Source organism: Rhizobium alarense (assembly GCF_021555155.1).
GTDB classification, from domain to species: domain Bacteria; phylum Pseudomonadota; class Alphaproteobacteria; order Rhizobiales; family Rhizobiaceae; genus Rhizobium_D; species Rhizobium_D alarense.
Window position 1 is genome coordinate 1 of record NZ_JAKGBU010000106.1, and the last position, 12,768, is coordinate 12,768.

The 12,768-nt window shown below is 66.0% G+C and carries 9 protein-coding genes; 2 read left to right on the forward strand and 7 right to left on the reverse strand.

Annotation, left to right across the window (positions count from 1 at the left end; translation table 11 throughout):
• Positions 1-93: 93 nt before the first annotated feature.
• A complete protein-coding gene (locus tag LXM94_RS23060; protein ID WP_235773820.1) occupies positions 94-2,439 on the reverse strand; it encodes a PAS domain-containing sensor histidine kinase in 2,346 nt (781 codons plus the stop codon).
• Positions 2,440-2,630: 191 nt separating this feature from the next.
• Entirely contained in the window at positions 2,631-5,279 is a 2,649-nt protein-coding gene (gene pepN / locus LXM94_RS23065; RefSeq protein ID WP_235773821.1) for an aminopeptidase N, read from the reverse strand.
• 274 nt (positions 5,280-5,553) lie between these two features.
• On the opposite strand from pepN, the gene LXM94_RS23070 reads away from it, so the two are divergent.
• Complete coding sequence (locus tag LXM94_RS23070; RefSeq protein WP_235773822.1) at positions 5,554-7,857, forward strand: xanthine dehydrogenase family protein molybdopterin-binding subunit; 2,304 nt, start codon at positions 5,554-5,556, stop codon at positions 7,855-7,857.
• A 10-nt stretch (positions 7,858-7,867) separates the two neighbouring features.
• Here the strand turns inward: LXM94_RS23070 and LXM94_RS23075 are convergent, their stop codons facing one another.
• A complete protein-coding gene (locus LXM94_RS23075) occupies positions 7,868-8,977 on the reverse strand; it encodes a methyl-accepting chemotaxis protein (RefSeq protein ID WP_235773823.1) in 1,110 nt (369 codons plus the stop codon).
• Positions 8,978-9,246: 269 nt separating this feature from the next.
• On the opposite strand from LXM94_RS23075, the gene LXM94_RS23080 reads away from it, so the two are divergent.
• Positions 9,247-10,185 (forward strand): DMT family transporter, encoded by a 939-nt coding sequence (locus tag LXM94_RS23080; RefSeq protein WP_235773824.1) that lies wholly within the window; start codon positions 9,247-9,249, stop codon positions 10,183-10,185.
• Between the two features lie 3 nt (positions 10,186-10,188).
• On the opposite strand, the gene LXM94_RS23085 is transcribed toward LXM94_RS23080, so the two are convergent.
• The 4 genes from LXM94_RS23085 to LXM94_RS23100 all read right to left on the reverse strand — a co-directional run.
• Complete coding sequence (locus LXM94_RS23085; RefSeq protein WP_235773825.1) at positions 10,189-11,475, reverse strand: MFS transporter; 1,287 nt, start codon at positions 11,473-11,475, stop codon at positions 10,189-10,191.
• A 163-nt stretch (positions 11,476-11,638) separates the two neighbouring features.
• The gene (locus LXM94_RS23090; protein WP_235773826.1) at positions 11,639-11,785 is read right to left on the reverse strand and encodes a hypothetical protein; all 147 of its coding nucleotides are present in this window, start codon (positions 11,783-11,785) and stop codon (positions 11,639-11,641) included.
• 48 nt (positions 11,786-11,833) lie between these two features.
• Positions 11,834-12,010, reverse strand: a complete 177-nt coding sequence (locus LXM94_RS23095; RefSeq protein ID WP_235773827.1) for a hypothetical protein — start codon at positions 12,008-12,010, stop codon at positions 11,834-11,836.
• Between the two features lie 226 nt (positions 12,011-12,236).
• Positions 12,237-12,768, reverse strand: a 532-nt coding sequence (locus LXM94_RS23100) for a uracil-DNA glycosylase (protein ID WP_235773828.1), incomplete at its 5' end; no start/stop codon positions are given.

The following is a 12,768-nucleotide window of genomic DNA, read 5'->3' on the forward strand; positions in this document are numbered from 1 at the left end:
CGACCGATGCCAAGGCATCGCCCTGCGGTATGCTCCTCGCCGGATGACCGCAGACGGTCCCACGCAATCGCTCAATATCAGTGCAGGTTGGTATCAGGCTGCTGCGGCGCGGCCCGCCGGCCTGACGTTGCGCTCGGGAATGCGGACTGAGACGATCGTTCCCTGGCCCTCGACGGAATGGATGCGCATCGCGCCGCCGTGAAGCCGGGTGAGCGAGCGGGAAATGGCGAGACCGAGACCCGAGCCGCCCTTGCTCTTGGCATACTGGCTCTGCACCTGCTCGAACGGATGGCCGATCTTGGCGAGCGCCGATTTCGGAATGCCGATGCCGCTGTCGGCGATGGTGAGCGTGACGGCGCCGTCGACCTTGCGGGCCCGCACCTTCACCCGGCCGCCGTCGTTGGTGAACTTCATCGCATTCGACAGCAGATTGATGAGGATCTGCTTCATGGCGCGCCGGTCGGCGATCAGCGCAAGGCCCTGCGAGACGTCCTGCCGGACCTCGATGTTCTTTTTTTCCGCCTGGACCGCCGTCAGGCGCAGGGCCTCCTCGACGAGCGGCGCCAGATCCGTCTGGTCGCAGCTGATGCGCATATGGCCCGCCTCGATCTTCGACATGTCGAGAATGTCGTTGATGACGTTCAGCAGATGCTTGCCGCTGTCGTGGATGTCACGGGCATATTCGTCGTATTTCCCCGAGCCGAGCGGCCCGAACATCTGGTTCTGCAGGATTTCCGAGAAGCCGAGGATGGCGTTGAGCGGCGTGCGCAGTTCGTGCGACATGTTGGCGAGGAATTCCGACTTGGCGCGGTTGGCGGCCTCGGCCCGTTCCTTTTCCGCCTGGTAATTGGCATTGGCGATCGACAGTTCGGTCTTCTGCTTCTCCAGCTTGGCGCGCGAGGCCGAGAGGTCGCTGATCGTGGCGACGAGCCGGCGCTCGGATTCGCGCAGCCGCGCCTGATGGCGCTTGATCATGGTGATGTCGGTGCCGACCGAGACGAGGCCGCCGTCGCGGGTGCGCCGCTCGTTGACCTGCAGCCAGCGCTCGTCGGCGAGCTGCACCTCGGAGATCTGCGAATTCGTCTCGCGGTCGACATCGGCGAGGCGCCTGTTGATGACCGGACGGACCGCCGCCGCATGCACGATGATGCGCTCGGTTCCGGGCACCAGCACCGCGTCGGGAAGGCCGTAGGCCTGCTGGTAATGCGCGTTACACATCACCAGGCGATCGTTCTTGTCCCAGAGCACGAAGGCTTCGGAGGTGCATTCGATCGCGTCGGCGAGGCGCTGGTCGGCCTCCTGGTAGCGCTGCGCCAGCCGGTGCTGTTCGGTCACGTCCATGGCGATGCCGATCATGTGCGTGCGGCCGGAGGACATGCGGATGAGCTGGGCGCGGGCGCGCAGCCAGACATAGTGGCCGTCGGCGTGGCGCATGCGGAAGACCTGGTCGACCTGCCGCGCCTCGCCGCGCGCGATGGCACGGGCCACCTGATAGATGCCGTCGTCGTCGGGGTGCATCAGCCGCGCCGCGTCGCCGAAGGACAGCACGTTCTCGCGCGGCGCCATGCCGAGCATCTCGTACATCGAGCGCGACCAGAAGAGCCGGCGGCTCGACAGGTCGAAGTCCCAGAGGCCGCATCGCCCGCGCGCCAGCGCCGTCTCGACGCGCAGGTTCGATTCCGCGAAAATCGCATCGGCGTCGCGCGCCCGTTTCGCCTGGATGTAGTAGGCATAGAGGATGACGAGCAGGATCGACGACATGCCGGCAAAGAGCGTGACATTGAGCGACAGCTCGCTGCGCCAGAGCGCGTTGACGCGGTCGAGCGGGCTTGCGACGAGGATGAAGCCGCCGTTCGCTGCGGTCGGCACGAGCGCCGCATAGTGCTCCGAGCCGCCGATGGCGACGCGCCTGACGCCCTTCGTCTCGCCGAAATAATGCGCCGCCGCCACGTCGGACGAAAAGCGCGTCACGGAGCCGCCGACATAACGCGCCCCGGAAAGCGACGCGGCGAAGATCCGACCGCTCATGTCGGAAAACAGGATCATCGTGCCGACGGGCAGCCTGTCCTGCGGCAGGTGGGTGGCGAGCTCGCGCTCGACGGCGCCGCGATCGGCAGCGGAAAGGAGATCCGCATTGTCCGCGAAGACGGCGCCGACGGCCGTGGCCGCGATCTCGGTCGCGCTGCGCACACCCTCGTCCATCCGCTGGTGCTCACCGAAAATGCCGACGAGGCGGGCGATGCCGACCACGATCAGAAATGCGATGATGAGTACGGGGATCGACCGTTTGAGTACCGGTTCCGCCCGTGTCAGGTGGCGCGCGGCCGGGTCGGCGAATAGTCTCGCCTGTCCCGCCAGCTCGTCCTTCCAGGCCGCCACTCCCGGAAATCTGAGCCGAATCCGCCCGCCGGCTGCGCGTCCTCGTTGCGCGTCCGCCATGATGTCTGTCCTGTATCCTCTGGTGATTCGTTACGCCGCTCGTCCGAATCTGCCCTAATGAATCATCGGTGATTCGGCTTGTCCAGAGGAAAAGGTAAAAGTTTCTTAACCATTTCTAGTGGTTGGGAAATCACAGTCGGCGTGTCGACGCGGAGGTCGATGTTGCTTCCGTCGCACAATTCTTGATTGTGTCAGCCCTTCAGCATCCGCTCGACGATGTCCGAGACGTCCGGCGACAACTTGTCGGCGGCGGCAATCTGGCGGAGCGCGTTGCGCGCGTGATCGGCGCGCCCTTCCTCCAGCGAGCGCCAGGAACGCATCGAGGTGAGGATGCGGGCGGCGAGCTGCGGATTCTTGCGGTCGATCTCGAGAATCTGTTCGGCGAGGAACCGGTAGCCTTCGCCGTCGGCCCGGTTGAAGCCGGTCGGGTTCGAGAAGGCGAAGGTGCCGACGAGCGCGCGCATGCGGTTCGGGTTCTTGCGGTTGAAGTCCGGGCTTTGGAGCAGTGCCTTCACGCGGCCGAGCGCCGCCTCTCCCGGAATTGTCGACTGGATCGACAGCCACTTGTCGATGACGAGCGCGTTGTCGGCATAACGCGAGCGGAAGGTCTCCAGCGCGCGGGCCGTTTCCGCCGCGTCCGGGAAGCGGTGCGCGAGAACGGTGAGCGCCGCGCTGAGATCGGTCATGTTGCCGGCTTCGGCGAAGGTGCCGGCGGCCCGTGCGGGCGTGGCCTCGGCAATCGCGAGATAGGCAAGTGCGGCGTTGCGCAGCGCGCGTTGCCCGGCGGCCTCCGCGGTCGGCGCGAAGGGGCCGGACGGGCTGTGCGCATCGAAGAGTTGCACGAACGTCGCCTTGCCCGCCGAGGCCACGGCGGCCAGAACGGCCTCGCGGCCGGCGCGGATCGCGTCCGGGTCGTTGTTGCTGCCGAGTTCGCGGGCGATGTCGGCTTCGCTCGGCAGCGCCAGCGCCTGGGCGCGGAAGGCCGGCTCCAGCGCCGGGTCGGCAGCGAGCATGACCAGCGTCTCGGCGAGAAGCGGATTGACCTCGACGGCCTTGCCGGCCCGCGCGCTACGGCTCGCCTCGACCAGGTTCGGCATGGCGAGGTCGTTCAGCGCCTGCCAGCGGGCGAAGAGGTCGCTGTCGTGCCGGGCAACATGGGCGAGGTCGGCGGGCGACTGCTCGAAATGCAGGTTGACCGGCGCGGAGAAGCCGCGGTTGAGCGTCACCACGGGCCGCGCGCCGATGCCGGCGAAGGTGACCGTCTGTCGGCGCTTCGTGAGGTGCAGCACGTCGCCGGTCATTTCCGCGCCGTCGACGGAGGAGGGGCATGCTTCCGAGCCGTCGGCCGACAGCAGGCCGAAGCGCAGCGGGATATGCATCGGTTCCTTCGCCGACTGGCCGGGTGTCGGCGGAACCATCTGCTCGATGTCGAGCGTCAGCCTGCCCTTCGACTGGTCGTAGCTGCTCGACAGGCTGACGAGCGGCGTGCCTGCCTGATGATACCAGAGCGAGAACTGCGAAAGGTCGCGGCCGCTCGCCTCCTCGAAGCACTTGACGAAGTCCTCGATCGTCGCCGCATCGCCGTCGTGGCGCTCGAAATAGAGGTCCATGCCCTTCTTGAAGAGGTCCCTGCCGAGGATGGTCGCGATCATGCGCGTCACCTCGGAGCCCTTCTCGTAGACGGTCGTCGTGTAGAAGTTGTTGATCTCGCGGTATTTCGTCGGCCGCACCGGATGGGCGAGGGGACCGGCATCCTCCGGGAACTGCTCCGCCTTGAGGTGGCGCACCTCGGCGATGCGCTTGACGGCGCGCGAGCGCTGATCGGCAGAGAATTCGTGGTCGCGATAGACCGTCAGCCCTTCCTTGAGGCAGAGCTGGAACCAGTCGCGGCAGGTGATGCGGTTGCCGGTCCAGTTGTGGAAATATTCGTGCGCGATGATCGCCTCGATGTTGGCATAGTCCTGGTCGGTCGCCGTCTCGGGATCGGCGAGCACGTATTTGTCGTTGAAGACGTTGAGGCCCTTGTTCTCCATGGCGCCCATGTTGAAGTCGGAGACGGCGACGATCATGAAGATGTCGAGATCGTATTCGCGGCCGAACACCTCCTCGTCCCATTTCATCGAGCGCTTCAGCGCATCCATCGCATAGGCCGCCCGCGGCTCCTTGCCGTGCTCGACATAGATCTTCAGCGCGACCTCGCGGCCCGACATCGTCGTGAAGGCGTCTTCCACGACGCCGAGGTCACCGGCAACCAGCGCGAAGAGGTAGGAGGGTTTCGGATGGGGGTCGAACCAGGCGGCGAAGTGAAGGTCTTCGCCGTAACCGGCGCCGCCGAGAAAATTGCCGTTGGACAAAAGCAGCGGGCAGCTCTTCCGGTCGGCGATGATGTTGACCGTGTAGACGCAGAGCACGTCCGGCCGGTCGTAGAAATAGGTGATGCGGCGGAAACCTTCCGCCTCGCACTGGGTGCAGTAGATGCCGTTCGTGCGGTAGAGGCCCATCAGCTTGGTATTGGCTTCGGGATTGATCTCCGTCTCGACGGTGATCTCGAACGAGCCGGTCGCAGGCAGGTCGCGGATGGTGAGGACGTCGTCCTCCTCGGTGAAGCGCTCCGGCTCCATCGACATGCCGTCGAAGAGCAGGCCGGTCATCGTCAGCTCGTCGCCGTCGAGCACGAGCGGGGCGTCCGCGGCTGCGTCGTCGCGGCGGTGGAACAGCATGCGCGACGTGCATTTCGTGGCGGTCGGGTCGAGTTCGAAGGTCAGGTCGACGCGTTCGAGAACGAAGTCTGTCCGGCGGTAGTCTGCCAGGTGGATGATCCGGCCGTTCTCTGTTCGCATGGTTTTTCCTGCTCGTGTCCCGAATGGCCTGTATCGTTCTAGTGCAACTTTGCAGGTCGAAAAAGGACGGATTGTTTCAAACGCCTCGACGTTCTTATGCGCATAGGCTTAACATCCCATTTCCAGGTTGTGTGCTTTCCGCGATTTTCGTGTCCGGCTGTTGTGAAAACGATTCCGGCCGGCCGCACTCGACATTTCGGTTCGGTCCCCTAAAATCAGTCCGGTGGCTGCCCGGCCCGTCGACCGATCCCGAAACATCCAGGACATGACCCGTATGACAATCGCTGCACCGAAATTCGGAGTGGGTGCTTCCGCGTTGCGCAAGGAAGACCTGCCGTTGCTCATCGGCGCGGGGGCCTATACGAGCGACATCGCCAAGCCCGGGGAAGTCTACGGCTTCGTCATGCGCTCGCCCCATGCGGCGGCGGCCTTCCGCATCGTCTCGACCGCGGCGGCGCGCGCGGCACCCGGCGTGCTCCTCGTCATGACCGCCGCGGAGACGGCGCATCTCGGCGACGTGCCCTGCCTCGCCCGGGCGGCGCAGCCGGACGGCTCGAAACACGAGGTGCGAAACGCGCCGGTGCTCTGTCGCGAGCGGGTACGCCATGTCGGCGATGCGGTCGCCTTCGTCGTCGCCGAGAGCCAGTCCGCAGCCGAGGATGCGGCGGAGCTCATCGAGATCGATTGGGAGATGGAGGAGGCCAGCGTGGTGCTCGCCGCGGCGGACCGGGCCGACACGCCGCTCGTCTGGCCGGAACTCGGCACCAACCTCGTCTACACGCACCAGACGGGCGAGGCGGGACCGGTGGCCGAGGCGTTCGCGCGCGCCGCGCACGTCACCGAGATCACGATCGTCAACAACCGCCTCGTCGCGAACTACATGGAGACGCGGGCCGCGATCGGCGAGTGGGACGCGGCGGCCGGCGCCTTCACGCTCACCTGCGGCTCGCAGGGCGTGCACGGGGTGCGCGATTCGCTCGCGAACCATGTCTTCCGCGTCCCGCCCGAGACGATCCGCGTCGTGACGCCCGACGTCGGCGGTGGTTTCGGCACGAAGGCCTTCAATTACCGAGAGTATCCGCTGGTGCTCGAGGCGGCGCGCCGACTCGGCCGGCCGGTCAAGTGGGTTTCGACGCGCGGCGAGCATTTCGTCGCCGACAGCCACGGCCGCGACAGCATCGTGACGGCCGCCGCCGCGATGGACGCCGACGGCCGCATCGCGGCGCTCCGGATCCGCATGGACGCCAACATGGGCGCCTATCTTTCGCAATACGGGCCGATGATCCCGACCATGGCCTCGATCATGGCGACCGGCGTCTACGACATCCCGCTGCTCGACATGCATATCCGCGCCTTCTACACGCACACGACGCCGGTCGATGCCTATCGCGGCGCCGGACGGCCCGAGGCCGCCTATGCCGTCGAGCGGCTGGTCGATACCGCGGCGCGCGAGATGGGCCTGCCGCGCGAGGAGATGCGGCGGCGGAATTTCATCCGGCCGGAACAGTTTCCCTATCGCACGCAGGGCGGCCGGCTCTACGACGTCGGCGAGTTCGACGGCCACATGACGAAGGCGATGGAGCTTGCGGACTGGGCCGGCTTCGAACGCCGCGCCGAGGAGGCCGCAACGCGCGGCCTGATCCGCGGCATCGGCATGTCGACCTATGTCGAGGCCTGCGCCTTTGCCGGTTCGGAACCCGCGAAGCTGAAGCTCAACGACGACGGCACGATCACCCTCTTCATCGGCACCCAGACGAACGGACAGGGGCATGCGACGGCCTACAGCCAGTTCATCGCGGAGAAGATCGGCATCGATTTCGATCGCATCATCGTGCGGCAGGGCGACACGGCGGAGCTTTCCTCCGGCGGTGGCACGGGCGGGTCGCGCTCGATCCCGCTCGGCGGCGTCTCGGTGGCGTCCGCCAGCGAAGGCCTTGCCGGGAAGATGAAGCGGATCGCGGGCGATGAACTGGAGGCGTCCGTCGAGGATATCGAACTCGTCGCGGGCGAGGCCCGCGTCGTCGGCACGGACCAGGCGCTCTCCTTCGCCGACATTGCAAGAGCGGCAAAGTCCGAAGACGACCTGATTGCTGTCTCCGACATCGTGCAGGACGAGGCAACCTATCCGAACGGCACGCATATCGTCGAGGTGGAAATCGATCCCGACACCGGCGTCACGGAGATCGTCAACTACCAGGTGGTCGACGATTTCGGGCTGACGGTGAACCCGGTGCTGCTGCTCGGCCAGGTGCATGGCGGCATCGTGCAGGGCATCGGCCAGTGTCTCAGCGAGGCGGCGGCCTATTCCGAGGACGGCCAGCTCCTGACGGCAAGCTTCATGGACTACGGCATGCCGCGCGCCGACACACTGCCCTTCTTCAGGTTCGACACGCGCAACGTCCCGTCGACCACCAATGCGCTCGGCATCAAGGGGGCGGGCGAGGCCGCGACGATCGGCGCCTGTCCGGCCGTGATGAACGCGGTGGTCGATGCGCTCCACCGCGCGAAGGGCATAACCCATATCGACATGCCCGCGACGCCGCTGCGGGTCTGGCAGGCGCTGAACGCGGACGAATGATCCCTGCGGCTCAGCGCAGGCCGAGTTCGGCGCGGATGTCGGTCTCCGCCTCCGTGCGCTGCACGACGACGCCGCACCAGCCAAGCCCGTCATAGTCCTCGTAGCCGAGCGTCCTGGCATAGGCGACGATGGTGCCGTCGGAGGCGTAGTAGCTGCCGCGCGGTGCGTTGTCGGTGGCCCGGAGCGCGAAATTGCTGAAGATGAGTTCGGGCCGCGTGGCGGCGATCACGCGGTTCTGCCCGTCGAGCAGCATGACCGTCGAACGGCTGGCGACATGGGGCGGCAGGCCGGCCTCCTTTTCGACGATCGACTGGCCCTGCTTCCCCCAATCGAAATAGACGCCGAGCGTGCCGACGAGCCTGCCGTCGGCAAGCCCGTTCTCGCGGATGCCGGTCGCATAGACGATGGCATGCCGCCCGTCATGCAGCCGGCTCGGCTGGACCTGGTCGACCACATAGTCGTCGCCGCTTGCCGTCTTCGCCGCCGCGCGGAACCACGGTTCCGAGGCGAGGCTCGTGCCGCGGATCTTGCGGTCGAAGGCGGCGTTCGACGACGCGACGATCCGGCCCGAGGAATCCGTCATCACGAGGTCGAGATAGACCGTATAGAACCGGTTGATGACGGCGAGCCGCGAAGCGGCATGGCTGAAGGCTGCGGCGTCGGGCGCTTGCAGCGCCTGCCAGAGCGCCGGGTCGGTCGCCCACCAGCGCACGTCCGCCGTGCGCTCGAAAAGGTTGCGCACGATGAGCTGCACGAGGCCCTGGGCGAGATCCGTCAACCGGGCGCCTTCCATCTGATCCACAAGCGAATCCGAGATCTGGCGGCCAAGCGCGATGCGGCTGAGCACGTTGCGCTCGAATTCCACCGCGATGTCGCTGGACATGTCCGAGAGGCGCTGCACTTCATTGGCGACGACGGCGAAGCCCTTGCCGGCGTCGCCCGCCCGCGCCGCCTCGATGCTCGCGTTGATTGCCAGGAGCTTGATCTGGCGCGCCACGTTGCTGTTCTCGCCGCTGAAGCGCTCCAGGTCGCGGCCGATGCTCTCGGTGATCGCCCGCATCCGGCGCGGCGTGGCATGCATCTGTCTGGGGATCGCGGGGTTCGTCCTGAGGTCTGCCATGGGAGAAGTCCTGCCCGCGCCGGGGCGACTGTCGGATGGAAATGTGATTTTGACCAAATTTTATGCATCCTATGGTAGTGCAAGAAATTTGACAAAGTCCTAACTCCGACAGCGCCGCCGTCGCGACACTTCACGGTTTATGCAGGGTGCATCATGAGTTTTGTGCGGACAGGGCGACTTCTCCGGCCTATGCTGCGAGGATCGCTTCGCCGCAGGCGACTTCCTTCCGCCTTCCAATGCCGTGTCCGCCGGGCACGCGGGTACCCGCCATGGACTCCGCCGAATTGCAGCCGATGAAGGGCATCCTGCTCAAGGTCTGCTCCGTCGTCATCTTCGTCTGCATGTCCACCCTCATCAAGGCGGCGGGCGAGGGGATCGCCACCGGGCAGATCACCTTCTACCGGTCCGCCTTCGCCATCGTGCCGATCGCCGTCTTCCTGGGCGCGCGCGGCCAGTTGCGGGCGGCCTTCCGCACCGACGACCTGGCCGGCCATATCAAGCGCGGCTTCGTCGGCATCCTCGCCATGAGCTTCGGCTTCTACGGCCTGGTGCACCTGCCGCTGCCCGAAGCGATCGCCATCGGCTATGCCATGCCGCTGATCACCGTGCTGATCGCCGCGGTCTTCCTCAAGGAGACGGTCGGGCCCTATCGCTGGTCGGCCGTGCTGATCGGCCTGACCGGGGTGCTGATCATCACCTGGCCGCGCCTCACCCTCTTCGAGGCCGGCGGTGTCGGGTCGAGCGAGGCGATGGGGGCGGCCTCGGTGCTCTTGTCGGCGACGCTCGGAGCGATCGCCATGGTGCTGGTGCGCAAGCTCGTGCAGACCGAGAAGACGCCGACGATCGTGCTTTATTTTTCGCTGTCCGCCTCGGTCTTCTCACTCGCGACGCTGCCCTTCGGCTGGCCGCGGCTCGACGCGACGGCGCTGACGCTGCTGGCGCTTGCAGGCTTCTGCGGCGGGGTCGCGCAGATCCTGCTGACGGAAAGCTACCGCTATGCCGACGTCTCCACGATCGCGCCCTTCGAATATACCTCGATCGTGCTCGGCATCGTCATCGGCTACACGCTGTTCGACGACGTTCCGACCTCGACCATGCTCATCGGCACTGCGATCGTGGTCTCCGCCGGCATCTTCATCATCCTGCGCGAACATCGCCTCGGCATCCGCCGCAAGGCGGCGCGGCGGCATATGACGCCGCAGGGATGAGGTTCAGGGATTTTTCCACTGCGGCGCCGTCGTGCCGGTCATCGACGGTTCGCCGCCGGCATCGGGATTGAGCGCCGCGGCCGCCGCCTCGCCGCCGAGCGGCTGGACGGACATCGCCTGGAAGTCGGTCTTGGCGACGAGACCGGTCCTGGCGTCGCGCCGCGCGATGCGCCAGGCGGCATAGGCGGCGTAGAGCGCGAAGTAGACGGCGAGCACCGCAAAGAGCGAGGCGGGGCCATAGGCGTTCATCACCTGGCCGACGACGAGTGGGCCGGAAATCGTGCCGAAGCCGTAAATGATCAGCATGCCCGAGGAGACCTCGACATATTCGTCCGGCTGCGCCAGGTCGTTGGCATGCGCCACGTTCAGCGCGTAGATCGGGAAGAGCACGGCGCCGACGCAGGCCGCGACGACATAGAGCAGGACCGCGGCGGTGCCGGTGACGGCAATCATGGCGAGGCTGGCGAGCACGCCGAACAGGCCGCAGGCGACCATGACGAGGCGGCGGTCCATGCGGTCCGAGGCCCGACCGATCGGGATCTGCGAGATCGCGCTGCCGAGGAGCACGGCGGCGAGCAGTGTCGCGCCCTCGGCCGTCGTCAGCCCGACGCGCTGGGTGAAGACGCCGCCGAGATTGAGCCAGGCGCTCGACATGGCGCCGGCCAGGAAGGCGCCGACCACGGCGACGGGCGAACGCCGGTAGAGCCGCGCCAGATCGAAGCGGGCCTGCGCCGGCGGCGCCGGCAGCGGCGAGGAGGTCAGCGCCGTCGGCAGCAGCGCCACCGAGAAGATGATGCCGCAGAGGATGAAGAGCGAGGTGTTCGACGGATCGCCGAGCGGCACGAGATACTGCCCGGCGATCGTGCCGACCATGGTGGTGATGAGATAGATCGAGAAGACCGAGCCGCGGTTCTCGTTCGTCACGCGTTCGTTCAGCCAGCTTTCGATGATCAGGTAGCTGCCCGCGATCGCGAAGCCCGACACGGCGCGAAACAGGATCCAGGCGCGCCAGTCGACGACGAGCGCGCACAGCAGGACGCCGATCGCCAACAGGGTGATGAGCGCCACGAAGACGCGGACATGGCCGACCATCGCCACGAATTTCGGCGTGACGATGCAGGAGACGGTGAAGCCTATCGTGTAGCCGGTGGCGATCACCGAGATCATGCCGGTCGACCAGCCTTCCGCGACGGACCGCACCGGCACGACATAGCTCTGCAGCCCGAAGGCGACCATCATCAGCAGGGTGGACAGCATCAGGCTGAAAATGGAGACGAGGCTCGCCAGCATGGGGGCTCCGGGACAGGCGGAAGGCCATGCCGGAACGGCGCGGCTCGGAAAGGAGTGTGGCTCTAACCGGGACGGGTCGCGCTGTCTATTGCGACACCTGTTGGCGCAAAGAAGAGGCGCGCCGGAGCCTCCGTCGGCGCGAGTGATTCCGCCGGAGCGTGCCTCAGTTCGGCAGGAAGGACTTCAGCGGCTCGCTGCGCTGGATGGCGTCACGCGGCAGCGAGGCGAGCACAGCATATTCGCGCGCCGCGTTGACGGCGGTGCGGATGTCGTGAAGGTCGGACATCAGTCGGCGGAGGGGTGCGGGCATCGGCTTTCCTTTCGTCATCGAGGCGGGCCGGAAGGCCCGCCGCGGCAATCAACGCTGGATGAAGTCGGCGTAGATCTGTACTGGACGATTGATGCGGGCATAACCGGAAGCGGTCAGCTGCTCGTTGGCCGGGGCGCGAAGGGCGCCGTAGCCATTCGCCGGACGAAGACCGGCGTGGCGGAGCGTCTCGAAGCTCGAATGGATGGGCCGGAAGCGGGCAGTCATGGTTCAGTTCCTTAAATCTGTCCCTCCCTGCCGTTTATATTGCGATGCATCATAATTTTTGCAATGCGACATTATGGCCGGCTGATATGCGCAATACGCATGACTGTCGCAATAAACTGTTCATAATTGAGGCGGTGATTGACGATTCACAGTCGCGGCCGCGCCGTCAGAAAATTAGATATTGTTTTAACATATTGAAATATTTGAAGTATGAAGAAGCGGCGTATTACGGTTTGTTTGGGAAACCTGCGTGAAATACGAGCATGTCCTGCCACGCGAGGCGCTTGCTGATCGGCGCGCTCAGGAGATCCTGCGGATGCAGCGTGGCGAAGGCGGGAATGCTTCTCCCCCCGATGTGGATTTCGCGCCACAGTCCGCGCACCTGATGGATGGTTTCCGGGCCGCCGAAAAAGAAACGGGCGGCGAAATTGCCGAGAATCAGCAGGCGATTCGGCTCGGCGAGGGCGATCTGGCGTTCGATGAACGGCCGGCAGATGTCGGCTTCGCGCGGCGAGGGCACGCGGTTGCCCGGCGGCCGCCAGGGTATGACATTGGTGAGCAGCACCGCGCTGCGGGACAGGCCGATGCCCTGCAGCATGCGCTCCAGCATCGCACCCTGCCGGCCGGAAAAGGCAAGGCCGTCGCGGTCGTCGTCGGCATTCGGCATCGGGCCGACGATCATGACGTCCGGCTTCGGGTTGCCGTCGGCGAAGACGAGGCCGCGCGCGCTGTTCTTGAGGTTGCAGCCGTTGAAGGCC

Bases quoted from the DNA above. Each gene is read 5' to 3' on its own strand.
- LXM94_RS23070 (WP_235773822.1), top strand. From the start codon at position 5,554: ATGACAATCGCTGCACCGAAATTCGGAGTGGGTGCTTCCGCGTTGCGC.
- pepN (WP_235773821.1), bottom strand. From the start codon at position 5,279: ATGCGAACAGAGAACGGCCGGATCATCCACCTGGCAGACTACCGCCGG.
- LXM94_RS23095 (WP_235773827.1), bottom strand. From the start codon at position 12,010: ATGACTGCCCGCTTCCGGCCCATCCATTCGAGCTTCGAGACGCTCCGC.
- LXM94_RS23085 (WP_235773825.1), bottom strand. From the start codon at position 11,475: ATGCTGGCGAGCCTCGTCTCCATTTTCAGCCTGATGCTGTCCACCCTG.
- LXM94_RS23080 (WP_235773824.1), top strand. From the start codon at position 9,247: ATGGACTCCGCCGAATTGCAGCCGATGAAGGGCATCCTGCTCAAGGTC.
- LXM94_RS23090 (WP_235773826.1), bottom strand. From the start codon at position 11,785: ATGCCCGCACCCCTCCGCCGACTGATGTCCGACCTTCACGACATCCGC.
- LXM94_RS23075 (WP_235773823.1), bottom strand. From the start codon at position 8,977: ATGGCAGACCTCAGGACGAACCCCGCGATCCCCAGACAGATGCATGCC.
- LXM94_RS23060 (WP_235773820.1), bottom strand. From the start codon at position 2,439: ATGGCGGACGCGCAACGAGGACGCGCAGCCGGCGGGCGGATTCGGCTC.